The sequence below is a fragment of the Streptomyces justiciae genome (assembly GCF_015163075.1).
Lineage (GTDB): Bacteria > Actinomycetota > Actinomycetes > Streptomycetales > Streptomycetaceae > Streptomyces > Streptomyces justiciae.
The window spans coordinates 110,170-134,943 of record NZ_JADDXU010000007.1; the positions used below are offsets into that span (position 1 = coordinate 110,170).

16 protein-coding genes are annotated in these 24,774 nt (G+C 71.1%); 7 read left to right on the top strand and 9 right to left on the bottom strand.

Going from position 1 to position 24,774, the window contains the following annotated elements; genetic code table 11:
- Positions 1-10: 10 nt before the first annotated feature.
- Both IQ210_RS47925 and IQ210_RS20785 read left to right on the top strand, forming a co-directional pair.
- Positions 11-1,258, top strand: coding sequence for a TIR-like protein FxsC (locus tag IQ210_RS47925; RefSeq protein ID WP_194080563.1), 1,248 nt, complete (start codon positions 11-13; stop codon positions 1,256-1,258).
- On the top strand, positions 1,255-4,353 hold the full coding sequence (locus IQ210_RS20785) for a KGGVGR-motif variant AAA ATPase (RefSeq protein WP_194080564.1): 3,099 nt from the start codon (positions 1,255-1,257) through the stop codon (positions 4,351-4,353). The genes IQ210_RS47925 and IQ210_RS20785 overlap by 4 nt, the downstream gene beginning before the upstream one ends.
- 3 nt (positions 4,354-4,356) lie before the next feature.
- Here the strand turns inward: IQ210_RS20785 and IQ210_RS20790 are convergent, their stop codons facing one another.
- Genes IQ210_RS20790 through IQ210_RS20800 form a run of 3 tightly spaced genes read right to left on the bottom strand, consistent with a single transcriptional unit; the run spans position 4,357 to position 7,155 of the window.
- Positions 4,357-5,094 carry an FAD:protein FMN transferase gene (locus IQ210_RS20790; RefSeq protein WP_228048102.1) on the bottom strand — a complete coding sequence of 246 codons (738 nt, stop codon included), beginning with the start codon at positions 5,092-5,094 and terminating at the stop codon, positions 4,357-4,359.
- Between the two features lie 2 nt (positions 5,095-5,096).
- The gene (locus IQ210_RS20795; RefSeq protein ID WP_194080565.1) at positions 5,097-5,801 is read right to left on the bottom strand and encodes an FMN-binding protein; all 705 of its coding nucleotides are present in this window, start codon (positions 5,799-5,801) and stop codon (positions 5,097-5,099) included.
- A gap of 10 nt (positions 5,802-5,811) precedes the next feature.
- Positions 5,812-7,155 (bottom strand): ferredoxin reductase family protein, encoded by a 1,344-nt coding sequence (locus tag IQ210_RS20800; protein WP_194080566.1) that lies wholly within the window; start codon positions 7,153-7,155, stop codon positions 5,812-5,814.
- A 90-nt stretch (positions 7,156-7,245) separates the two neighbouring features.
- Between IQ210_RS20800 and IQ210_RS20805 the strand changes: the two genes are divergently transcribed.
- The 3 genes from IQ210_RS20805 to IQ210_RS20815 are packed head-to-tail and all read left to right on the top strand — an operon-like array spanning position 7,246 to position 10,072.
- Positions 7,246-7,998: a response regulator transcription factor gene (locus IQ210_RS20805; RefSeq protein WP_228048103.1), complete on the top strand. Its 753-nt coding sequence runs from the start codon at positions 7,246-7,248 to the stop codon at positions 7,996-7,998.
- Entirely contained in the window at positions 7,995-9,458 is a 1,464-nt protein-coding gene (locus IQ210_RS20810) for a sensor histidine kinase (RefSeq protein ID WP_194080568.1), read from the top strand. The genes IQ210_RS20805 and IQ210_RS20810 overlap by 4 nt, the downstream gene beginning before the upstream one ends.
- A gap of 59 nt (positions 9,459-9,517) precedes the next feature.
- The gene (locus IQ210_RS20815; protein ID WP_194080569.1) at positions 9,518-10,072 is read left to right on the top strand and encodes a DinB family protein; all 555 of its coding nucleotides are present in this window, start codon (positions 9,518-9,520) and stop codon (positions 10,070-10,072) included.
- Between the two features lie 9 nt (positions 10,073-10,081).
- Here the strand turns inward: IQ210_RS20815 and IQ210_RS20820 are convergent, their stop codons facing one another.
- From IQ210_RS20820 to IQ210_RS20840, 5 genes are all read right to left on the bottom strand, one after another.
- Positions 10,082-12,937 carry a SpoIIE family protein phosphatase gene (locus IQ210_RS20820; RefSeq protein ID WP_322656388.1) on the bottom strand — a complete coding sequence of 952 codons (2,856 nt, stop codon included), beginning with the start codon at positions 12,935-12,937 and terminating at the stop codon, positions 10,082-10,084.
- Positions 12,938-13,136: 199 nt separating this feature from the next.
- The gene (locus tag IQ210_RS20825; RefSeq protein WP_194080570.1) at positions 13,137-14,213 is read right to left on the bottom strand and encodes a LacI family DNA-binding transcriptional regulator; all 1,077 of its coding nucleotides are present in this window, start codon (positions 14,211-14,213) and stop codon (positions 13,137-13,139) included.
- 113 nt (positions 14,214-14,326) lie between these two features.
- Positions 14,327-16,639 carry a beta-galactosidase gene (locus IQ210_RS20830; protein WP_194080571.1) on the bottom strand — a complete coding sequence of 771 codons (2,313 nt, stop codon included), beginning with the start codon at positions 16,637-16,639 and terminating at the stop codon, positions 14,327-14,329.
- The gene (locus tag IQ210_RS20835; RefSeq protein ID WP_194080572.1) at positions 16,639-18,402 is read right to left on the bottom strand and encodes a glycoside hydrolase family 35 protein; all 1,764 of its coding nucleotides are present in this window, start codon (positions 18,400-18,402) and stop codon (positions 16,639-16,641) included. The genes IQ210_RS20830 and IQ210_RS20835 overlap by 1 nt, the downstream gene beginning before the upstream one ends.
- Positions 18,403-18,445: 43 nt before the next feature.
- Complete coding sequence (locus tag IQ210_RS20840) at positions 18,446-19,618, bottom strand: MFS transporter (RefSeq protein ID WP_322656389.1); 1,173 nt, start codon at positions 19,616-19,618, stop codon at positions 18,446-18,448.
- A 143-nt stretch (positions 19,619-19,761) separates the two neighbouring features.
- Between IQ210_RS20840 and IQ210_RS20845 the strand changes: the two genes are divergently transcribed.
- On the top strand, positions 19,762-22,812 hold the full coding sequence (locus IQ210_RS20845) for a beta-N-acetylglucosaminidase domain-containing protein (protein WP_228048104.1): 3,051 nt from the start codon (positions 19,762-19,764) through the stop codon (positions 22,810-22,812).
- 102 nt (positions 22,813-22,914) lie between these two features.
- On the opposite strand, the gene IQ210_RS20850 is transcribed toward IQ210_RS20845, so the two are convergent.
- Positions 22,915-23,679 (bottom strand): sugar isomerase domain-containing protein, encoded by a 765-nt coding sequence (locus tag IQ210_RS20850; protein ID WP_194080574.1) that lies wholly within the window; start codon positions 23,677-23,679, stop codon positions 22,915-22,917.
- Positions 23,680-23,853: 174 nt separating this feature from the next.
- Here IQ210_RS20850 and IQ210_RS20855 point away from each other — a divergent pair, with 174 nt between their 5' ends.
- Positions 23,854-24,735 (top strand): MurR/RpiR family transcriptional regulator, encoded by an 882-nt coding sequence (locus IQ210_RS20855; RefSeq protein ID WP_097270098.1) that lies wholly within the window; start codon positions 23,854-23,856, stop codon positions 24,733-24,735.
- Positions 24,736-24,774: the final 39 nt, after the last annotated feature.

The following is a 24,774-nucleotide window of genomic DNA, read 5'->3' on the forward strand; positions in this document are numbered from 1 at the left end:
GTGGGGTCAGGTGGCGCTCTTCTTCTTCAGCTATGCGCGCAAGGATCTCGTGGACCCGTACTTGAACCGCTTCTACAAACGCCTGTGCCGCGAAGTGTCCACTCAGGGCGGCCTGCCCCCTGACTCGGTGGGTTTCATGGACCGGGAGGGGCAGAGCGGGCAGTTGTGGGCCGACATGCTGAGCGAGAACCTGGCGCACTGCAAGGTCTTCGTTCCGGCCTACTCACCGTTCTACTTCGCCAGTGAGGTGAGCGGCCAGGAGTGGTCCGCGTTCGCGGCCCGCCTGACCGCGCACCAGGAGGCCAACGGGGTCCGGCCGAAGAGCGTCGTTCCGGTGTGGTGGTTGCCCCCACGGGGCGAACTCCCGCCCGTGGCCGGTGATCTGCACGATCCCAGGGACGCGTTCAGCACGGAGTACAAGAAGTACGGACTCAGAACCCTCGTCCGGCAACGCCGTTACAAAGACGACTACGAGGATTTCCTGGATCGCTACACCGACATGATCCTCAAGGCGGCGGAGACTCCCCCGGACCCCTTTCGGGTCCCCGACCTGCTCTCCCTGCCCAACGCGTTCGCTCCGGCCGAACCGCCCGCCGCGCCGGCGGGCGGGCAGCTCCCCGCCCCGCGAACCGGCGGCGGTGCCAGAAAGGTGGTCTTCGTCGTGGCGGTCGGTCGACGGGACGACATGCCGCACCTGACGCCGACCGAACTCGACCTGTACGGAGATGAGTTGGTGGACTGGCGGCCGTACCACCCGGCGTCGTCGCTCAGTATCGTCGTACGCGCGCAGGGCGTCGCCGTCGCCCGGGAGATGGAGTCACAGGTGGTGCCCGCCGACGACTCGCTGTTCACGCTCCTCGAGGGGCCGGCTGATCGCCAGTGCCTGGTCGTACTGATCGTCGACCCCAGATCGACCGAACTACCCTTGTTCCAGCAGCTGTTCGCCCGCTTGAACGTCCGCCGGTCGAGCAACTCCGTCATCCTGGTGCCCTCGGACCTCGACGAGCTGCGCAAGGGACCGCAGGGCAATCAGCTCTACGACCGGCTCTACGCCAGTCTGGGCCACTGGATCGAGGCGGGCGGCGGCGCATTCCGGGGCGACCTGCCGTCGATGGCGGACTTCGAGCGGGTCCTCGGCCAGGTGCTCATCGAGATCCAGGGACGCATCATGCGCATGGCCTCGGTCGTCCGCCGGGTCGAACCGGCCGGGCCGCAGTTCCGGCCGGCGCTCACCGGACCGGGAGGGCTGGGGCGTTGAGGGCGCGGATCGTCACCTTCTACTCGTACAAGGGCGGCACCGGGCGCACCATGGCCCTGGCCAACGCGGCCTGGATCCTGGCCTCCCGGGGCAAGCGGGTCCTGGTCGTGGACTGGGACCTCGAAGCGCCGGGCCTGCACCGCTACTTCCACCCCTTCCTCCCCGACAGTGAACTGCGCTCCTCGCCCGGAATCATGGACATGGTGTGGGAGTTCGCGACGGCCGCCACGGACCCGGCCACCCCGGACGAGCCCGACTGGCACGAGCCCCTCGCCGCGATCCAGCCGTACGCCATGTCCGTCGAGTACGACTTCCTCGAACCGGGCTCCATCGACCTCGTCCCCGCGGGTCGCCAGGACCATCTGTACTCGTCGCTCGTCAGCACCTTCGACTGGAACAACTTCTACGAGCGGCTCGGCGGCGGCGGCTTCATCGAGGCCCTCAAACGCAGCATGCGGGAGCACTACGACTACGTCCTGATCGACAGCCGTACGGGACTCAGCGACACCGCGGGCATCTGCACCGTCCAGCTCCCGGACATCCTGGTCAACTGCTTCACCCTGAGCAACCAGGCCATCGACGGCGCGGAGGCGGTAGCCGCGTCGGTGCACCGGCAGCGGGCGGGCAGCCAACTGCGGATGTTCCCGGTGCCGATGCGGGTCGATGGGGGCGAGGCGGACCGGCTGGAGCAGGGGCGCCGTTATGCGCAGGCCACGTTCGGACGCTACCTGTCCCATGTGCCGGATCCCGATGCCTACTGGGGTGCCGTCGAGGTGCCGTACAGTCCCAGTTACGCCTATGAGGAGCTCCTCGCGCCCATCAGGGACGAGCCCCTGCACCCCGCCAGCCTGCTCGCGTCGTCGGAGCGACTGGTCTCCTACCTCACCGACCGGGAGGTCACCCAGGTCAGGCCGCTGGAGGAGCCGGAGCGCCGAGGGCTGCTGCAACAGTTCAAGCGCGCCGTACCCGAGGAAGGGGCGGCGACACCGCGTGACCCCGAGCGGCCGGGCAGACGGGTGTTCATCACCTACGCCTACGACTCCCCCGACCACTTCGAGGCCGTACGCGAACTGTGGTTCCTGCTGCGCGGCCACGGCATCGACGCACGGCTGGAGCTGCCGCCGGGACAGCGCGGGGAGGACTGGCCGCATCGACTGCGGGATCAACTCCTCAGCGCAGAGCTGGTGTTGCTGGTGTCGTCGCCGGGATACCGCGATCTGCCGGACGAGGAGGCCACCCATCTCGGGGACGTGTACTACGCCTATCCGGACCGCTTCCTTGCCATCACATTGCCGGGCGGTTCGCCCGACGATCTGCCCGACTTCCTGGTGCCGCCCCGGCGCGTGGAGGCCGCCGAGCTGACGGCCGCGGGGGTGGGGCCTGTGGCCGAGCTGATCAACCGGCGTACGGTGACCGAGGAGGCCGTGGTGGTGCGCGCTCCGGTCGACGAGGAGCCGAGCTGGGGGCCGTCGGTCTTCGAGCCGGAACTTGCCAGGGCGGCCGAGGCGCTGGCCATGGCTGTGCGGCGGGACCTGCGTGAGGAGCTGAAACGGCGCGACTTCGACGACCGCCGTCCGCTGCCGCTCCGCTGGTCCCTCAGCCGCCGGGTGGTGTCCCGTTCCGACCTCGGACGCATGCCCAGGTCCTCCGGCGACCTGCTGCGCGACCCCCACAGCCTCTTCGACACAGTGCCGGACGGGCGACTCGTGCTGCTCGGAGCGCCAGGGTCGGGCAAGACGACGGCCGCCTACCAACTGGCGACCACCCTGCTGGAGATGGGGAGGCCGGACGGACGCGTCGCGGTACCGCTGATGCTGCCGCTGGCCTCGTGGGATCCGCGCGAGCGGACACTGACCGGCTGGATCATCGACCGCGTGCGGACGGATCACCCGGTGCTCTCGGCCGAGTTGGGCTCCGGCGTCCTGGCGCGGCTGGTGGACGAGGGCTGGGTTCTGCCGTTCCTCGACGGACTGGACGAACTCCCCAGCGAGAGCCGCGCCATGGCGATCGAGGCGTTGAACCGCGCTCCTGCGAGCATGTATGTGCTGACCTCGCGCACCCGGGAGTACGAGACCGTCGTCCGCCGGGGCGGCCGCCCGTTGCGGAGGGCTTCGGTCTTGGAACTCGAACCCCTCCAGACGTACGAGGCGGTCCGTTATCTCTCACAGGAGCTGCTGCCGGGGGACATCCGGTGGGGCCCGGTCTTCAACCGCCTGCTCGACCAGCCGTCCCACCCGTTGGCACGGGCCCTGAGCACGCCGTTCATGCTCCGTATGGCCATGGAGGTCTACCGGGACCCCTCGACCGACCCCAGGGAGCTGCTGGAGTTCCCCGACTCCGCCCAGGTCCAGAGTCACCTGCTCGACGGCTTCATTCCCGCCGTCTACCGGTTCAGCGGTCCCACCCGCACACCACCCGACCGGGCCAGTCGCTGGCTGACCTTCCTGGCGAGGCACATGGACCGACTCCATACGCGCGACTTCGCCTGGTGGGAGCTGCACCGGGTGTACGGCTCCCTGGCGCTGCGGCTCTGGCTCGGAGGCGCCGCTCTCATCCTGATGGCACCGATGCTCAGCGTGGGCCTCGCCCTCGACGGAGGTGCCCGTGTCTTCTACCTCGCGGTCACGGGAGCGTTCCTGGCTCTGGTGGTCCTCACCACCGCGCGATCACCGCGGCCTCGCTGGGCGCTCCTGCCACTGCCCGGCCGTCGGCGGGAGGCGGCTGACGCCGTCAGCCCGCGGCAGAGCCTGCGTCTGGACCGGCGCGCGGCGCTGCTTTTGCCGAACCTCGCCGGCGCGGCCGCCGTGGCCGCCTTCTTGGCGACAGGGGCCTGGAATCCCGCCGTGTTGCTCTGGGCCGTCATGATCATCGCCCTGCCGGTGGTCGCCTTGATGCTGCGCGGCAGAGCGTCGCCCCGCTACTACGTCGTCGTCGGCTCGTTGGCCCTGACCCGGCGGGGGCCGACGCGCCTGATGAGGTTCCTGGAGGAAGCTCACGCCCTCGGCGTGCTCCGCCGCAACGGCTCCGTCTACCAGTTCCGCCACGCGGCCCTGCAAGAGGTGCTCGCCGCTCAGGAGAGGCAGGAGAACTTGTAGGGCTCAAGAACGGCTCTCGGCCTCCGCCGTCGGAAACCCCGACGTCCGCAGCACCTTGCGCTCCGCGTCCACCGCGAACACTTCCACGCCCGGCAAGGAGGCGGCCCAGTCCACCCCCTCCACCCCCATCGCGAACGCCGCCGTAGCCACCGAGTCCGCCTCCGTCAACGACGAAGCGACCACCGTCAAGCTCAGCAACCCCGTAGCCGGACGCCCCGTACGCCCGTCGATGATGTGGTCCCCCCGCTCGTAGCGGGCGGACGTCGCCACCGCGCCGTCCGTCAGCGACAGCACCGTGCACAGCTTGTCGGCGTGTTCGGGGTGGCGTACGCCCACACGCCAGGGTCCGCCGGCGGCGACCACGTCGCCGCCGGCGTTCAGGACGAAGCGGCGCGCGCCCGCCGATGCGAGCAGCTCCGCCGCACGCTGCACCGACCACCCCTTCACCACCGCGCACGGGTCGAGCCCCCGCCCCGGCAGGCGGACGTCGAAGGCGCCGCCCGTCGCCACGCGGTAGTGCTCGCACAGGTCGAGCACGAGTCGGAGGTCGCCGCTGACCTCCGACTCCGCCAGTTCGCCGCGGCCAAGGCGGGACACCTCGCTGTCCGGCTTGAACGGGCTGAAGCGGGCGTCGACCTCGTGCAGCCAGGCGAAGACCCTGTCCCCGGCCGGCTCGAAGTCGCCCTCGTCGTCGACGCGCAACGACACCGGGAAGCCCATGACGTGTTCGACCCTGTGCAAGATCAGCCCTTCGCGTCGATCGCGGCCTGGAGGGACTCCTTGTAGGCGTCGCTCGTGATCGTCGCACCGGACACCGTGTCGATGTCCGCGCTCTGCGCCTCGAGGGTCGCCGCGATCAGCTTCGGCACCGCCGCCGTCGTCTGCGGATGGTTCGGCTGCTGGAGCATCTTCACGGCGCTGATCTTGTCGCCCTCGAAGGTCACCTGGACCTGGACGGGGCCTTTCTCGGTGTTCAGCGCCGAGCCGTCGATCGTCTGGGAGGCGGCAACCGTCGGGGAGGGGGAGGAGGTCGCCGCCGACTTCGCGTTCTCGTCGATCGCCGCCTGGAGGGACTCCTTGTACGCGTCACTCGTGATCGTCGCGCCCGACACGGTGTCGATGTCCGCGCTCTGCGCCTCGAGGGTCGCCGCGATCAGCTTCGGCACCGCCGCCGTCGTCTGCGGATGGTTCGGCTGCTGGAGCATCTTGACCGCGGTGATCTTCTCGCCCTGGAAGGTCACCTGGACCTCCACCGGGCCCTTCTCGGTGTTCACGGTCGTCCCCTTGACGACCGTGCCCGACGACGAACCCCCGGAGGCGGACGAGGACGTGGACGGGGCCGGTGCGGCTTCCGTCGTCGACGTACCGCCGCCGATCGACGGCTCGTAGCGCCAGACCGGGACCAGGCCCGCGATGCTGAGGACGACTACAGGTATGGCTCGCTTCACGATCTCTTCCTCATCCCGCCAGGCTGAAGCGCTCGAAGTGGGTCTGCGCCTTGGGCACGTCCAGCTCGCGCAGGTTGGCCAGCACCGCGCTCATCATCGGCGGCGGCCCGCACAGGAAGACGTCCCGGTCGGCGATGTCGGGGACCATGCGCAGCAGTTCGGCGGGGGCCAGCCTGTCGGGCTGGACCGGGCCGGTCACCAGGTGCAGTTCGGCGCCCTTGGCGTGGGCGAGCTCGCGCAGCTCGTCGTAGAGGACGGCGTCGCGGTCGGTGGCGACGCGGTAGATGACGACCGCGTGGCCGTGCAGCTCTTCGAGGAGCGCGCGGATGGGGGTGACGCCGACGCCGCCGGCGATGAGGACCGACTCCGGGCGGGTGCGGTGCAGGGCGGTGAAGGCGCCGTAGGGGCCTTCGGCGAAGACGCGGGTGCCGGGCTTGACGTGGCGGAGGGCGGCGCTGCCGGCGCCGGCGGCCTTCGCGGTGAGCCGCAGCGTGCGGCCGTCGGGGGCTGCCGACAGGGAGAAGGGGTTCGCCTGCCACCAGCGGTCCTTGGTCAGGAACCGCCACAGGAAGAACTGGCCGGCGCGGGCGGGCAGCTTGTCGAGGTCGCGGCCGGTGATGTAGATCGAGACGACGTTGTCGGACTCGGGGACGACGGCCTCGACACGGAACTGGTGGCGCAGGTTCCGCCACAGCGGCAGCACCGCGCGGCCCAGGACGACCGCACCGAGGGCGACGGTCCACACGCCGTACCAGTACGTCCTGGCGACGGACGACGACGTGAACGTCGTACCGACCGCGACCTGGTGGGTGATGGCGAGCACCACGGCGACGTACGTGTAGAAGTGGATGAAGTGCCAGGTCTCGTAGGCCAGCCGGCGCCGGGCCCAGCGGCCCGAGACAGCGCCGACGACGATGATGATCCCCAGCGCGACGACCGCGCGGAGCACGCCCTCGGTGGTCTCGGCGAGGTCGACGATCGTGCCGATGGGGCCCACGTCGGTGCCCTCGGCATAGCCGAAGGCGATGAAGACGGCGTGCGCGAGGAGCGTCCAGAGGATGCCGAAGCCGGTCCAGCGGTGCCAGGAGGTCAGCCGGTCCATGCCGATGCGGCGATCGAGCCACGGCAGCCGGGCCACGAGCAGCAGCTGGAAGGCCATGAGGAGGGCGCCGTAGAGGCCGAAGAGGCGGCCCAGCACGACGAGCGCGTTGGAGGCGGCGAACCCGGCCTGGGCGAAGAAGACGGCCACGGCGACCACGTTCGCGGCGAGTACGGCGTACAGGCCCGTGCGGGCCACCACTTTGGGCCGTATCGCCGTGGGGGGCGCGGTGGGCGGTTTGACGGTCGTCGTCACGGAACGGAGCTCCTTGATCGGGGCCTGGGACTCGAGCTTCGCTTGCGCGACCTGTCGATTTGCTGTCGTACAACTTTCAAGTGGTTATCGATGTGGCCCCGGGGAGGATACGGCTCTGGTCTGTGGGGCCGCGTGCCGCACTATGAACGGGTGGAAAAAGTACGCCTCCTCGTCGTGGACGACGACCCGCCGATCGCCGACCTCGTGGCGACGGTCGCCCGCTACGAGGGCTGGGAGGCGGTCACCGCGAACTCCGGTGAGGAGGCGCTGAGCCGTGCCGCCGAGTTCCACCCGGACATCGTGGTGCTCGACCTGATGCTGCCCGACCTCGACGGTTTCGGGGTCCTGGACCGGCTGCGGCGCTCGGGGACGATGGTGCCGGTGGTGTTCCTGACCGCCCGGGACGCGGTCGCCGACCGGGTGGCGGGGCTGACCCGGGGCGGGGACGACTACCTGGTCAAGCCGTTCGCGGTGGAGGAGCTGATGGCCCGGCTGCGGACCGTGCTGCGGCGCGCGGCGGGCCCCGGCTTCCAGCGCTCGGTGCTGCGGGTCGCGGACCTGACGATGGACGAGGACACCCGCGAGGTGCGGCGCGGCGGCAAGCTGCTCACGCTCACCCCGACCGAGTACGAGGTGCTGCGCTACCTCATGCGCAAGTCGCCGACCGTGCTGACCAAGGCGCAGATCCTCGACCATGTGTGGGAGTACGGCTTCGGGGGTCGCTCGAACGTCGTCGAGCTGGTCGTCAGCCGGCTGCGCCGCAAGCTCGACGAGACGGGTGACGATCCGCTGATCCAGACCGTGCGGGGCTTCGGGTACGTCATCCGGCAGGCCTCGGAGTGATCGGGCGGCTGCGCTCGGCGTACCGGCGGATGCGGCTCGGCACCCGGCTCGCGCTGGGCCTCGGGGCGCTGGCGCTGGTGGTGTTCGGTGTCGTGGGCACGGTCCTGACGACGTACATGCGCGACTATCTGTCGAACCAGCTGAACGAACAGCTGTCGATCGCCCAGGTCGCCCAGTCCAAGAGCATCGCGGAGTCCGGGACCCTGGCGGGCAAGAAGTACTGGCGCTGGTACTACGCGGTGTACGACGTGAAGGACGGCGCCGCGGTCCTGCGCACGCCGGAGGACCCCACCGACCTGCCGAAGGACGTCGACGAGTTCACGGCGGTGGCCGAGGCCAAGACCGCCGCGAACACGGACGTGACGCGCACCGAGCATCTGGCGGGCGCGGGCGAGTACCGGCTGCGTGCCTGCGAGGTCGAGCCCGGGGTGATCCTGGTCAGCGCGGCACCCATGGACGACATCGACGACACCGTGGGGCAGCTGATCACGGTCCAGGTCGTCGCCTTCGGCCTCGCCCTGCTGGCGCTGGTGCTGTTCGGCCGGAAGGTGCTGCGGCGCGGGCTGAAACCGCTGAGCGACATGGCGTCCACCGCGCACGGCATCGCCTCGCACGACCTGACCGAGTCGGCGGCCCGGCTGCCGCTGCGCGCCGACCGCAAGGGCGGTGGCCCGGAGGTCGAGGAGCTGCGGACCGCGTTCAACTCGATGCTGGAGCACATCGACCGCTCCCTCGCGGTGCGTTCGGAGGCCGAGCAGCGGCTCCGCCGTTTCGTCGCGGACGCCTCGCACGAGCTGCGGACGCCTTTGATGTCGGTACGGGGCTACGCGGACCTCTTCCAGTACGCCGCCGCCAACGCCCCCGAGGAACGGGACAAGCACCTGGCCCGGCTCCGGGCCGAGGCGGCCCGCATGGGCGTCCTCCTGGACGACCTGCTGCTGCTCGCCCGCCTGGACGCGGCGGAGGTGGAGACCCCGCTGCGGCCGGTGGACACGGATCTGGTGGCGCTGGTCCAGGACGCGGCGGACGCGTTCCGCGCGGCGCACCCGGACCGGCCGCTGACGCTGGCGGACGGCCCGGAGTCGGTGGCGCTGCGGGTCGACCCGCACCGCATCCGCCAGGTCCTGGACAACCTCCTCACCAACGCGGCCGTGCACACCCCGGCCGGGACGCCGGTGTGCGTGACGGTGTCGGCCGGCTCCGGCCGGGCACGGGTCGAGGTCACGGACTCGGGCCCGGGCATCCCGCCCGCCGACCGGGAGCGGGTCTTCGACCGCTTCTACCGCGTCGACAAGGCCCGCAGCCGGGACCGCGGCGGCAGCGGCCTCGGCCTCGCCGTGGCCCGCTCCCTGGTACGGGCCCACGGCGGCACGGTGGAGGTGACCAGCGAGCCCGGCAGGACCGTCTTCACGGTGTCGCTTCCGCTCACGCAACGCCCCGACGGGCTCCCGGTAGCTTGATCCTTCACCTGCGATGACAACCTCCGCGTTGTCATCGGCCACCGAGCGCTGGAGTTGACATGGCTGACACGACCGTGACCGACCCCGTCACGCGGGACCTTCTCGCGATCTTCGAGAACGTGCGGTTCCGGCTGTTCGAGCGGATGAAGGGCCTGACCGACGCCGAGTACCTCTGGGAGCCGGTGAGCGACTGCGTCAGCATCCGCCCCGGCGACGACGGCGTCTTCCGCGTCGCCACGCTCATCCCGGAATCGGGCCCGGAGGAACCGGACCCCGTCACGACGATCGCCTGGCGCATCTGGCACATAGGCAGCCTCTGCCTGCGCGGCTATGTGATCCACTTCTTCGAGGACGCCCCCGAGTACGGCGACCGCGACGCGTGGCCGGGCACCGCGGAGGAGGGCGTCGCGGCGCTCGCCGAGGACTGGGAGCACTTCATCTCCCGTGTCGCGGCCCTCGGCGACAAGCGTCTGCTGGAGCCGATCGGTATCGGCCCCGGCGGCTGGGCCGACGAGACCTACTTCAAGCTCGCGCTGCACGCGCTGAAGGAGGTCACCCATCACGGCGGCGAGATCGGCCTGCTGCGCGACCTGTACCTGCGCGAAGGCGCCTGATCACGGGCTTTATGGCAGCGGCAGCTCCGTCCAGATGATCTTGCCTTCCGGGGTGTAGCGCGTGCCCCAGCGTTCGGTGAGCTGGGCGACCAGGAAGAGGCCGCGGCCGCCCTCGTCCTCGTTCCTCGCGCGCCGCAGTCGCGGGGAGGTGCTGCTGCCGTCGAAGACCTCGCAGATGAGGGCGCGGTCGCGGAGCAGGCGCAGCTGGACGGGGCCGGTGGCGTGGCGGATGGCGTTGGTGACCAGTTCGCTGGCGACGAGTTCGACGGTGAAGGACAGCTCCTCCAGGCCCCAGGCGGCGAGCTGTTCGGTGACGGCGGCGCGGTAGCGGGAGACGGCCGACGGGTCGCTGGGCACGTCCCACTGGGCGACCCGGTCGGAGTCCAGGGCGTGCGTACGGGCCACCAGCAGGGCCACGTCGTCGCTCGGCCGGGCCGGCAGCAGCGCGTCGAGGACCGCCTCGCAGGTCTCCTCCGGCGGCCGCCCGGCACGCCCGAGCACGGTACGGAGCTGCTCCAGACCGGCGTCGATGTCGCGGTGCCGGTCCTCCACCAACCCGTCGGTGTAGAGCACGAGTTGGCTGCCCTCGGCCAGCTCCAGCTCGACCGTCTCGAAGGGCATCCCGCCGAGTCCGAGGGGCGGCGCGGACGGCAGGTCGACGAAGGTGACCGTGCCGTCGGGCTCGACGACCGCGGGGAGGGGGTGCCCGGCGCGGGTGAGGGTGCAGCGCCGGGACACCGGGTCGTAGACGGCGTACAGACAGGTCGCCCCGACGATCCCGGAGTCGGGGCTGTTCTCCGCCGCCCAGCCCTCGCCCCGGTCGAGCCGGCCGACGAGGTCGTCGAGGTGGGTGAGGAGGTCGTCGGGCGGCAGGTCGAGGGAGCAGAAGTTGTGGACGGCGGTGCGCAGCCGCCCCATGGTGGCGGCGGCGTGCAGCCCGTGCCCGACGACGTCCCCGACGACCAGCGCGACCCGCGCCCCGGAGAGCGGGATGACGTCGAACCAGTCGCCTCCGACGCCGGCCTGCGCCGGCAGATAGCGGTAGGCGACCTCGACGGCGCTCTGCTCGGGACGGCCGCGCGGCAGCAGGCTGCGCTGTAGGGCGAGCGCCGTATTGTGCTCGCGGGTGTAGCGGCGGGCGTTGTCGATGCAGATGGCCGCGCGTCCGGCGAGTTCCTGGGCGAGGGCGAGGTCGTCGTCCTCGAAGGACGCGGTCTTGCCGGAGCGGTAGAAGCCGACGACGCCAAGGGTGGCGCCACGGGCTCGCAGCGGCACGGTGATCAAGGAGTGGACGCCGTCCGCGAGCATCCGCTCACCGCGGTCCGGGTCCTGGGCGAACCACCCGCCGGCCCCGGGCGGCACCGGCTCCAGCACGGACTGCCGGGCGTCCAGGCTGCGGGCCTGCGGGCTCGACGCGACGTACCGCACGGTGTCCCCGACGGCGTGCAGCCGCGATTCCTCGTGTACGGCGCCCAGCGCGACCCGGCGCAGCGGGACGTCCGCGCCGAGCGGTCCCGGCTCCTCGCCGCGCAGCACCGCGTCGGGCAGGTCCACGGCGACGAAGTCGGCGAACCGGGGGACGGTGACCTCGGTGAGCTCCTCGGCGGTGCGTGTGACGTCGAGGGTGGTACCGATGCGCACCCCGGCGTCGTGCAGCAACTCCAGCCGCCGCCGGGCGAGTACGGCGAGCCGTCCGACGCCGGGTTCGCCCACGAGGAGGAGGCGGGCGTCGGTGAGCAGCGGTGTCGGGCCGGGTGACGGTGCTTCACCGCCGGGGCCCCGCTCGCCGTCCCCGTCCGGCCGTACGACCGTCCGCAGGGTGCCGCCCCGCGGAACGGCCACTGTCGCTGTGGGTGCCGGTGCCGGGGAGGGGGCCGGCGCCGGCACGGGCGGGACGGTCACGGGCAGGGCCTGGACGGCCACCGGCCGCGTGGTGACGGTCAGCTGACGCAGCCGGGGGCTGCCGAGGATGCGGGCCTCGACGACGACGCCCGTCTCGCCCGCCGCGCCCTGGACCTGACGGCGCAGCAGCGTGGCGGTGCGGCCGCCGGAGAGGGTGACCTCGTCGAGGGTGCGGTGCGGGGAGGCGAGGAGTTCCTCGGCCTTCTCCCGCAGGACGGCCCGGTCGACGCGGCCCAGCTCGTCCCCGTCGGTGCCGGTGCCGTGGGCCGGCTGCCGCCACTCCACCGACGCCCCGGCGGCCCGCCGGTACGCGGCGAGCAGCGCCCGCTCCCGTTCCGTGGCCTGGTCGAGGAGCCTGGCCTCGATGGCGTGCGCGGCCTCGCGGACGAGCCGCAGCATGGCCGGGTCGCCCTCGTCGCGCAGACAGGTGAGGTCGAGGACGGCCTCGATGCGGCCGCTGAGCGGGTTGCGGACGGGGGCGCCCGCGCAGGCGAACGGCTGGAGGCAGTCGGCGAAGTGCTCCCGGCCTACGACGTAGACGGCGCCGCGTTCGGCGAGCGCGGTGCCGACACCGTTGGTGCCCACCACGTGCTCGGAGGCGTCGAAGCCGGGCGCGAACCGCACCTCGTCGAGCCGGTCGCACAGCCGCCGTCCGCCGCCGAGCCGCTGGATCATGCGGCCGAGGCCGTCGCACACGGCGATGGTCGTGCCGGCGTCGGTGAGCGAGTCGGCGAGGCCCGCGAGGACCGGGTCGGCCGCGCGCAGGAAGGAGTCGTCGAGGGTGAGGTCGGCGGCGTAGGGCACCAGCAGCTGGTCCGGTTCGAGCCCCGCGGAGCGGCACCGCTTCCAAGAGTCCAGGACGGAGTCCCGGACGTCCGCGTCGACCCGCGCACCGGCCAGGAAACGTTCGTGGGCGTCGACGAGCCCACCGATGTCGTCCCAGGAGACGGACAACCCAATCACTTCCCTCACCCGGAGGTGAGCCAGGTGGCGCGCCTCCGATCGGCTCGCCCCCGGCGGAGTCCTCCCAGCGTTTTCACGGTAGACCTTTTGTGACCCCGATCACAACAAAGTCCTGAGAAGCCTCGGAGGCATCTTCCGCCTCCGCGTTTGATGCTTCACATCCGCGTTCGACCAGGGCCGTTCCCCACCCTTCCGAACGTCATCGGCGGGGCGGCGCTCCGGAGCTGCGGCGCACGACGAGCTCGACGGGAATCATCGACTCGCCCCCCGTCTCACCGCCCTCGGCGCGCCCGTCGATCCGGTCGAGCAGCAGCCGCAGCAGCCGGGTGCCGATCTCGGCGAAGTCCGTCCGCACGGTGGTGAGCGGGGGCAGGAAGTGGGCGGCCTCGGGGATGTCGTCGTAGCCGACGACGCTGATGTCGTCGGGCACCCGGCGGCCCGCCTCTTGGAGGGCGTGCAGCAGCCCGAGGGCCATCTGGTCGTTGGAGGCGAACACCGCGGTGACATCGGGGCGCCGGGCCAGCTCCCGGCCCAGTTCATACCCGGACTCGGCGCTCCAGTCGCCGACGAGCGGCGGGTGGATCTCGGCACCGGCCGCCTTGAGCGTGTCCTGCCAGCTGGCCACCCGCTGGTCGGCGGAGGTCCAGCCGGCCGGCCCGGCGATGTGCCACACGGTGGCGTGCCCGAGCTCCAGCAGATGCACGGTGGCCTTGCGGGCGCCGCCCCGGGAGTCGGCGGTGGCGAGCGGGGTGCCGCCCCTGACCTCGTTCTCCATGACCACCAGCGGAGTGCCGAGCCGCGTCTCGGCCAGCGCCTGCCCCACCCGGTGCTGCGGGGCGAGGGCGATCACCCCGTCCGCGCCCTCGGTCGACAGCCGCTGCACGGCCTCGGCGACGGTGGCGTGATCGGCCGTGTCGTCGAGCGCGATGGAGCTGAGCAGGTAACCGGCCTTCTGGGCAGCGGTGTTGATGGCGGTGAGGATGCTGGCGGGCCCGTAGCGGGCCGCGTCGAAGGAGATCACCCCGACCATGCGGGTCCGCCCACTGGCGAGCGACCGGGCACTGGCACTGGGCCGGTACCCCAGCACCCGCATGGCGTCCCGCACCGCCTCCCGGGTCTCGTCCCGCACCGCGGGATGATCATTGAGCACCCGGGACACGGTCTGCTTGGACACCCCCGCCATCCGAGCCACGTCATCCATGACGGGCCGCACCCCCGCGAAGTTACGACGACTACGGCCCTTGGGGGCGGGAGAGTCGGCGGGCCGAGGGCTCATCGGAGTACTTCCTCTGGAGGGGGCCGGGGCGCCCTCAGCATACGGCGGCGGAACGCCGCTTCAGGGGCGCGGGGAACTGCGCGACCAGCCACGACGAACCCGCACCCGACAGCTCACCGCACAGCCCAACGGCGAATGGTCACAAGTTCCGCCCGCTCGACGAACGCCGTAGTACGACGCCCCTCCGCCACATACACACCCCCGTCCCCGTCAACCCCCGGCAGGATCCGCACCGTCAGCTCCCCCACCGGCAACCGATCCAGCCCGATGTCCCACACCCGCCCGGAAAAGAACTGATCGGCGACAAGGACGTCCCCCACATACGCCCGCCCCACATCCCCGCCCCAGTGAATCCGCAACAAGGTCCCGCTCGGCACGTCATCCGGCAGCGAAACCACATACTCGGCCGCCACCGTCTCGAACCACTTGTCCTCCGGCACACTCGCCCGCCCCATGACCCCGGTCACCGGCTCTGGCGCAGTCCCAGCAGCCCGAACGAGACGAACCGCAGCGTCCCCGACAGCGCCCTGCTCCCCCAGCACGAACCGCGTGAACACCCCGTCCCGCACCCCACCGTCCCTCGGCGAAGGGAACACGGCATAGGTCGGCCGCCCGACGGCACTGTGCACCCGCATCTCATCCCGGTCGAAGACGACCCCACCGTCCGCGAGCACCAACCGCTCGGCGCCCCACAGAACACCCCGATAGGCGGTACGAGCCGTAGCCGCATCCAGCACCAGCAGCCCCACCCGCTCACCACCCACGGTCTCCACCTCGACGAGCGCATCGGTCCCGGCCCGCAGCCCAGTGACCAGAGCCCGCCCATCGACGTACGAGACCTCCCCGGACGGAGCCGAGACGGAAGCGGTACCACTCAGCGCAACCTCAGGATCGATACCGTCAACGGCAGCCAGCACCAGCACAGTTCGGGCACCGTCCGCCACCGTGCACACAGGCTGAGCCGTGGCCCACTCCACCCGCACCCCACCCACGTCCAGCCGCAACGGCCAGCAGAACGAGGCGCTTGACGGCACGGTCACCGGCACTGACGGGAAGCTCAACTCCCCATCCGCGAAAGCGACACTGAACGACGTCCCAGGATGGTCCGGCAACGGCTCATGCGGCTGATGGTTGTTGACGAACAGGAACCCGGACGTACCATCCCCGCGCACCGCCCACCGCAACGTCTCCCGATCGTCCTGCCCCCGCGGCTGCTCCGTAGGCAGCACGGACTCCATCGGCGCGATGAGATGTCCGAAGTCGGCCAACAGCAGGTGTTGCAACCGGAGTTCGTCGTACGTCGCCCGGTACTGCCCGTACTCGCCGAGCGGCGCCTGGAAGTCGTACGTCAGCACGGGCAGGTCGTTCGGATACCCCGTGGCGTGGGACTCCTGAAGGGGCGTCAGCTCGCCGACCGGGTTCGTGCCGCCGTGGAACATGTAATACCCCTGCCACACCGACCCGCACCCGATCTTGGTGAGCCCGAGCGCGGCGATGTCGGCGGCGTCGACGCGTGGCCGCCGGTGGTAGGAGACCGCCATGCCGCCGCCCAACTCGCAGGTGGCCCAGGGGAATCGGTCGGCGAAGGCATCCGGCGCGCTGCCGCGCACGGCGTTCAGCGGGCGCAGGTCCGCGCCGATGCCCTCGTCGTCGCGCTGATGGGTGAAGAAGAAGTGTTTGCGGCAGGTGTCGGGCCAGCCGCCGTCGGCCTCGGTCCAGAAGGTCTCGGTGTAGCCGCCGTAGAGGGGAAGGAGTTCGTCGGGCGGGAGTTGGACGCCGCCCCAGGCCGTGGACGTCCACAGGGGGGCGTTCAGCCCGGCCTCCTGGGCCATGCGCTTCAGGGTGAGGAGGTGGCCCGGCTGGTCGTACAGCTCGTTCTCGATCTGGATGGCGACGATCGGGCCGCCGTGGGCGCGGTCGAGGCCGTCGAGCTGTTCGGCGATCGCCGCGTACCAGGGGCGTACCGCGTCCAGGTAGGCCGGGTCGTCGGTGCGCGGTGCGCAGTCGCGGGCCAGGACCCAGTCGGGCAGGCCGCCGTTGCGGACCTCGGCGTGCACCCAGGGGCCGATCCGCGGGATGCAGTCCAGGCCGTGGCGGGCGCAGAGTTCGGCGAAGCGGCGCAGGTCGCGGTCGCCGTCGAAGCGGATGCGGCCCTCGGTCTCCTCGTGGTGGATCCAGATGAGGTAGCTCGCGACGACCGTCACGCCGGCCGCCTTCATCTTCAGCAGTTCCTCCTCCCACTCGGCGGCCGGGTACCGGGTGTAGTGGAACTCGCCGGAGACCGGGAACCAGGGGCGGCCGCCGCGGGTGAGGTAGCGGCTGGTGACCTCGATCGGGTCGGGGACGCCCGGTGCGTCGGCGAAGGGCAGATGACCGGTGAGCGGGGGTGCGGGCGCCGCGGGGACGCGCAGGTGGTGGTGCGGCATCAGGGGTTCACCGGTCCGAGGTCGGGGGTGTCGGTCAGCTGGGCGCGGGTGGCGGTGGTGGCGTGCAGTTCGAGCAGGGTCAGCTCGTTGGTGCCGGCGCGCAGGACCGGGCCGGGGACGTACAGGGTGTGCTGGGGGCCGCGGTTCCAGTAGCGGCCGAGGTGGAAGCCGTTGATCCAGGCCTGGCCCTTGGTCCAGCCGGGCAGCGCGAGGAAGGTGTCGGCGGGTTCGGTGACCTCGAAGGTGCCCCGGTGGAAGGCCGGTTCGAAGGCGGTGGCCGCGTCGGAGGGTGCGAACGGCACGGCGGTGAGGTCGTCGAGGGCCAGCGGGTGGCAGTCCCAGCCGTGCAGGCCGGCGCCGTTGAAGGTGACGGGGCCGAGCAGGCCCTTGGGGGTGCCGATGCGGGGGCCGTAGTTGACGCCGCCCATGTTCTCGACGAGGACGTCGAGGGTGGCGCCGGCGCGGGGCACGTGGACCGGCAGGGTCTCGTCGTGACGTTCGCGTTCGAGTACGCCGGCGGGGGCGCCGTCGATGAACACCTGGGCGCGGTCGCCGACGCCGCCCGTGAAGCGCAGCAGGCCCTGGCCCGCCGTGGGGAGGACGGCGCGGTAGAGGGCGTAGCCGGAAGCGAGGCCGAGCTCGTCCATCATCGCCGGGCTCTCGGTGCGCAGGGGCGTGGCGAGGGTGGCGGCGTTCGGGAGCAGCGGGGCGCGGTGGTCCAACTCGACGGCGAGCGGGGCGAGTTTGGGGGAGGGTGCCGGGACCGGCTCGTCCGGTACGGGGACGTGGCGGGCGATGACCTCGCGGAAGGCGTGGTACTTGGGGCCGGGGTCGCCGGACTCGGTGAGCGGGGCATCGTAGTCGTAGGAGGTGACGGTGGGCTTGTAGGTGTGGTGGTGGTTGGCGCCGTTGTGGAAGCCGAAGTTGGTGCCGCCGTGGAACATGTAGATGTTGACGGAGGCACCCGCGGACAGCAGCCGGTCGAGGTCGGCGGCGGCGTCGGCGGCGCTGCGGGTGTGGTGCGGGCCGCCCCAGTGGTCGAACCAGCCGACCCAGAACTCCGCGCACATCAGCGGGTCTTCGGGCCGGTGGGTGCGCAGCTCGGCGAGGGCGGCGTCGACCTTGCCGCCGAAGGTGCCGGTGGTGAGGACGCCGGGCAGGCTGCCCGCGGTGAGGTGTTCCTGGTTGACCTGGTCGCAGGTGAAGAGGAGTTCCTCGACTCCCCGGTCCCGGAAGCCCTGTTCGAGGTGCTTGAGGTAGTCGGTGTCGGTGCCGTAGGCGCCGTACTCGTTCTCCACCTGGACGGCGATGACGGCGCCGCCGCGCGCCGCCATGTGCGGGAGCAGCGGGGGCAGCAGCAGGTCGAGGTAGCGGTCGATGGCGGCGGTGAAGCGGGGGTCGGAGCTGCGCAGCGCGATGTCCGGGTCGGAGGTGAGCCAGCCGGGCAGGCCGCCGCCGTCCCACTCGGCGCAGATGAACGGGCCCGGGCGCAGCAGGACGTTGAGGCCCTCCTCGCGGGCAAGGGCCAGATAGCGGGGCAGGTCGAGGATGCCGTCGAGGACCAACTCGCCGTCGGGATCGGGCTGGTGGGCGTTCCAGGGGACGTACGTCTCGACGGTGTTGAGGCCCATCAGACGGGCCTTGCGCAGCCGGTCGGCCCACTGGTCGGGGTGGACGCGGAAGTAGTGCATGGCGCCGGAGACGATGCGGAACGGCTCGCCGTGCAGCAGGAATCCGTCGGACGTGGTCGTGAGCGCGGACATGCGGGACTTCCCTTCAGTACACATGGAATCGGTACGCGTGGAATCAGTGCGAGGGGGATCGGGTACTGCGGATGAGCCAGAGCGTCGCGGCCAGGCACAGCGCCGAGACACCCCCGAGAAGCAGCGGTACGGCCTCGACGCCGGACCACTCGATGGCCTTGCCGAGCGCCGGTCCGGCCACCACGCCGCCGACCATGGAGGCGGCGATGACCAGGGCGCCGGCGCGCCGGGCACGCGGGGCGGCCCGGTGCAGCCAGGGCAGACCGGTGGGGAAGATCGGCGCGATGAAGAGGCCGACGCCTGCATAGGCGTAGGGCGCCAAGTCGCTGATGGACGCGAGCATCAGACAGACCGTCATGCCGGTGCAGGAGACGGTGATGATGGCCTGGGGCGAGTACCTGAGGGCGATCGGGGCGACCAGGAACCGGCCCAGCGTCATCATCAGCCAGTACACGGAGGTGGCGGTGGCGGCGGCCCCGGCGCCGTAGCCGACGGTCTCCAGATGGGTGGGCTCCCAGCCGCCGACGCCCGCCTCGATGCCGACGTGCAGGACGTAGAGGGCGACGAAGACGCCGAGCACGGAGGCGAGACTGCGGCCGAGGACGCCACCGGAGTCGTAGGCGCCCTCGGACGGCTGCGGCGCCCGGTCCCGTACGCCCTTCAGGCACAGCAGCAACGGCAGGTTGACCAGCGCGAACACGAGGAACACCGCCGGATAGTGCTCGGCGCCGACTGCGCCGATGAGGGCGGGACCGAGGATCGCGCCGACACCGAAGTGGGCGTTGAGGATGTTCAGCATCGCGGTGGAGCGGTGGCCGAAGCCGACGGCGAACAGCTGGTTGAGGCCGTAGTCGATACCGCCGAAGCCGAGCCCGGCGAGCAGGGCGGCGGCGAGGGCGAGCGGCCACTGCGGGGCGAGCGCGAAACCGGCCGCGCCCACGGCCATGAGCAGATACGAGGCCCCGAGGATGCGCCGGTTGCCGATCGCCCCGAACCAGCGGTCGAACAGCAGCACCCCGCCCACCCCGCCGACGAAGTGCGCGCTCAGCCCCAGCCCGGCGGCGGACGGGGACAGCCCGAACTCCTCGCGGAGGGCGGGGATCGCCGGGCCGTACAGGGCCTGGAGCACGCCGATCAGCACGAAGCCGACGCAGGAGGCGACGACGGCGGCCGGGCTGAACACCGGGGCTTCGACTACACGGGTTTCTCGCAGCACGCCAAGAAATGTTACCGGTAACATCCTCGCCGTCAAGATTGCCGACGCTGCCACCGCTGGATGATTCAAGCGCCACCATTGAATGAATCAATCGGCATTTATACACTCACTCGGTGGATGAATTCACCTTTCGTAGACGCTCGATGAGATCAGCGAGGGTGGCCGCCGTGCTGCTGATGGCCGCCGGTCTCACCACCACTCCGTCCCTGACCAGCACGGCTTCGGCCGCCCCGCGGAAGCCCGTGGTGTGGCCGCAACCTCAGAGCATGCAGTCGGGACCCGGCCGGTTCACGGTCCCCGACCGGGTCGTGGAGGTCGTCGGCCCGGACACGGACCCCTCGGCCCGCAAGGTCGTCGAGTCCGCACTGCGCGCCGCCGGCGCCGACCGGATCGACACGGTCACCAAGCCTCCCGCGTCAGCCGCCTTCACGGTCTACCTCGACGGCCCCGGCACCACCGAAACCCTGAAACGCCTGGGCGCCCGCTCCCCGCACGGACTCCCCTCCGGCGGCTACGCCCTCGCCTCCGGCCGCACCCACGGTCGCACGCTCCTCGCCCTGGCCGGCTCCGACGCCACGGGCACCTTCTACGCCGCCCAGACCCTGCGCCAACTCCTCGCAGGGCGAGGCGAGTTGCCGCAGGTCACCATCCGGGACTGGCCCACCGCCGCGTTGCGCGGCGTCATCGAGGGCTTCTACGGCACCCCCTGGACGCACGCTGAACGCCTCTCCCAACTCGACTTCTACGGCCGCACCAAGCAGAACGTGTACGTCTACTCCCCCAAGGACGACCCGTATCTGCGCGCCCAGTGGCGCGACGAGTACCCGGCGGCCGAACTCGCCCGGCTGAAGGAGCTGGTGGACCGGGCCGCCGCCAACCACGTCCGCTTCACCTACGCGCTCTCCCCCGGCCTGTCGGTCTGCTACTCCTCCGCCGCCGACATCGCCGCCCTCACCCGCAAGTTCGACTCGCTGTACGCCATCGGGGTGCGCTCCTTCGCGGTCCCGCTGGACGACATCAGCTACACGAAGTGGAACTGCCCCGAGGACGAGGCGAAGTTCGGTACGGGCGGCGGCGCGGCGGGCGCGGCCCAGGCGCATCTCCTCAACACCGCGTGGGCCGGCTTCTCGGCCGACCACCCGGGCCTGGAACCACTGGAGATGGTCCCCACCGAGTACTCCGACCTCGCCGACTCCCCCTACAAGACGGCCCTGCGCGAGAAGCTCGACCCGTCCGTGGTCGTGGAGTGGACCGGCGTGGGCGTGATCGCACCGACGATCACCACGGCCCAAGTCACCGAGGCCCGCGAGGTGTTCGGCCACCCGATCCTGATCTGGGACAACTACCCGGTCAACGACTACGTCACCAGCCGTCTCCTCCTCGGCCCCTACACCGGCCGCGAACCCGGCGTGGCGAGCGCGGCGACCGGAGTGACGGCCAACCCGATGGTCCAGGGCGAGGCGAGCAAGTTGGCCCTGTTCACGTCGGCGGCCTACCTCTGGAACCCGGAGGCCTACGACCCGCAGAAGGCGTTCCTGGCTTCCCTCCAGGATGTCGGAGGACCGGCCGCGAAATGGCTACGGATCTTCGCCGAGAACAACTACTCCTCCCAGCTGGACACGACCGAGTCCCCGACCCTGAGCAAACTCATCGCCGCGTTCCGCAAGGCGTACGAGAAGGACAGCGGCCTCGACCGGGCCGCCGCCGCCCTCCGCTCGTACTTCACGGACATGGCGGCGACACCGGCCGAACTGCGCGCCCGTCTCGCGAACCCCGGCTTCCTGTCGGAGACTTCGGCCTGGCTGGACAAGCTGGGCCGCTACGGCACGGCGGGGGAGACGGCCGTTGATCTGCTGCTGGCCCACAAGGCGGGCGACAGCAACGCGGTGTCGACGTACTGGAGCCAACTGCGCGCCCAGCGCAAGGAGTTGGACGCGATTCCGGAGCAGGTGTCGCCGGGTGTGATGGACCAGTTCCTCTACACGACGATGCTGGAGAACGCGCCCGACCCCGGCGTGGACGCCGCCTTCTCCCCCGGCTCCCTCTCCCTGAAGCCGGGCGCCTCCCAGGAGGTCACGCTGCGGTTCTCGGACGCGTCCGCGAGGACGGTCAGCTGGAAGCTCGACGTACCGGACGGCATCACCGCCTCCCCGGCGGAGGGCACGGCGACGGTCCCGGCCGGAGGCAGTGCCTCGGTGACCGTCACCCTGACCGGCGTCAGCGAGGGCGTGCACTCGGTGGTGGTGTCGGGGACGGGCGTCCTCGACCGGGCCATACCGGTCCAGGTCACGGACGGCAGCGGCACACCCCGAGCCCTGACGGCCAACTTCAGTGGTGCGTCGGTCAGTTCGATCGACCTGAGCTCCGGCACGACGAAGAACATCTCCGTCGGTGCCAATCCGGGCGAGGTCGTCGTCAGTGCGGACGGGCGTACCGCCTACGCCGCCAACCAGGGCTCGAACACGGTCAGCGTGATCGACGTGGCGAGCGGTTCCGTCACCGCCACGGTGGCCGTGGGCCGGGTGCCGGCGGGGCTCGCGCTGACGCCGGACGGCGGGACGCTGTGGGTGGCCAACTACTCGGACGGCACGGTCCAGCCGGTGGACACCGGCACACTGACCGCGGGCACGCCGGTCCCGGTGGGCGACGGCCCTGAGAACATGGCGATCACGCCGGATGGCAGGACCCTGTACGTGGCCGACATCCACGACAACACGGTCAGCCCGGTCGACCTGGCCACGAAGAAGGCGGGTGCCGCGATCCCGGTCGGGCCCCGGCCGTTCAACGTGGTCGCCGCGCCGGACGGGAAGACGGTGTACGTGTCCAACTCGGGTGGTTCGACGGTGACTCCGATCGACACGACGACGAACGACACCGAGCCGACCCTCCTCGTCACAGGCCAGGCGTACGGCCTCGGCCTGTCACCGGACGGCAGGACCCTGTGGGTGAGCCCGAGCACCGGGGACTACGTCACACCGGTGGACACGGTGACGGGCGCGCCGGGGACGAAGGTGACGGTGGGGAGGTCGGCGTTCGACGTGGGGTTGGACTGGAGCGGCGAGACGGCGTACGTGACGACGGCTGACGGGAACGAGTTGGTACCGGTGGATACAGGAACAGGCAACACCGGTACGGCATTCAAGACCGGCGCCTATCCGCTTGCGGTGGCCTTGACTCCAGTACCTGTGAAGTGACGGCGAGGGCAACACCCTAGGGGCGCGGGGCTGTGTCGATATGCGGCTCCGCCGCGGGGCGCGCCCAGCCCCCACCGGCCCGCAGCCAATCCACGACGCCCCCTAACTGGCGGTACGCCGAATCCGCCCGGCGTACCGCTTCTCCAACTCCAGGTTCCCCTCAAACCCACCCGGCACATTGGCCGACACATACACCGGCGGCCGCTCTCCCGAGGCCAGCATCAACGCCGACGCCTCCGCGACAGCCATCTGCACCAACAGAACCCCCGTCAACGTCGACAACGCACACACCGCACCCCCACCCGGCAACTCCAGCAACGCGTCCCCGCGGGGGGCCGCGTTGTCGAGGACCACGTCCGCCAGGTCGACCAGCTTCTTGCCGCTGGCGTGGCCGGCCGGGACGGCGTGGGTGTGGGTGAGGGAGGTGATGGCGAGGATCTTGTGGCCCTGCTGCTTGGCGTGCAGGGCCATCTCGACGATGACGTTGTTCACGCCGGAGTTGGAGATGATGACGAAGAGGTCCTCGGGGCGGGGCGCGGCGAGGTCGTAGAGGCGGGCGGCGATGCCGGGGCTGCGTTCCAGGAGCGGGTCGTCGAGGACGGCGGGGTCGTCGCCGCCGTAGAGGACGAGGTCGGCGATCTGGAGGCGGTTCGTCGGGACCAACCCCCCTGCCCGGCCCGCGACTTCGAGGACCATGGCCTGCGAGTGGCCGGTGCCGAAGGCCTGGATCACGCCGTCGGCGCGGACGCAGTCGGCGATGAGTCCGGCGGCGCGGGCCACGTCGTCGTGGGCGGACTGGGTGATCTGCTGAAGGACGGCAAGGCTCTGCTGGGCGAAGCCCTGGGCGCTGACGGACGCGACGGACACGTGACACTCACTCCCCACTGATGGATTGAACCACCCTATGCATCTCCACCGGTGAATCAATAAATCACACAGGGGCGACCACGTTCAATCGCCGTCGATTCGATCCGGTTCGGTCGTCCGATTCGGTCCTGGTATTCAAGGAGGGGCTCAGGCGGTGGCTGATACCTTCTTCCCATGCCCCCGACGGACGTCACCACACTGATCCGCACCGAGCTGCCCCGGCTGGCCGGTTCCCTGCGCAAGGTCGGCGAGCTGATCCTGGAGGATCCGGCCGCCGTCACCCACTGTTCGGCCGCCGAACTGGGGCGCCGCACCGGCACCTCCCAGGCGACGGTGACCCGCTTCTGCCGGGCCATCGGACTCGACTCCTACCAGCACCTGCTGATCGAACTGGCCCAGGAGCGCGGCCGCGGCCAGGTCTCCGACTGGGGCACCGCCGAGATCGGCCCGGACATCTCCCCCGACGACTCCCTGGAGCGGGTCGTGCAGGTGGTGGGCAACGCGGATCTGCGCGCGGTGCAGCAGACCATCGACCGGATCGACCTCGACGCGATCGAGCGCGCCGCGCAGGCCGTGGCGCGGGCCCGCCGGATCGACGTGTACGGGGTCGGCGGCAGCGGAGCCGTGGCGCAGGAGACGGAGACCCGGCTGTTCCGGATCGGCTGCGCGGTGCGCGGCTGGACCGAGGTGCACGGCGCCACCACGTCCGCCGCGCTGCTCACCCCGGCGGACGTGGCCGTCGGTATCTCGCACTCCGGGGCGACCCGGGAGACGGTCGAGCCGTTCGAGCTGGCGAAGGAGCGCGGCGCGACGACCGTGGCGATCACCTCGGACCCGCGCTCGTCGCTGGCCAGGTCCGCCGACATCCGGCTGATCTCGTCCGCGTCGGAGACCAACTTCCTCACCGGCATCGGCGGCCGGCACTCGGTCCTGGTGCTGCTCGACTGCCTGTACGTCCGGGTCGCGCAGCTGTCGTACCAGCGGGCGAGCGCCTCGCTGGCGCTGACCGACCACATCATTCCGCAGCACGCGGTCAAGGGTCGGCGGGGCCGCTGACCCCATCGGGTCGAGCCGGTTTTGCATGGATGAACCACC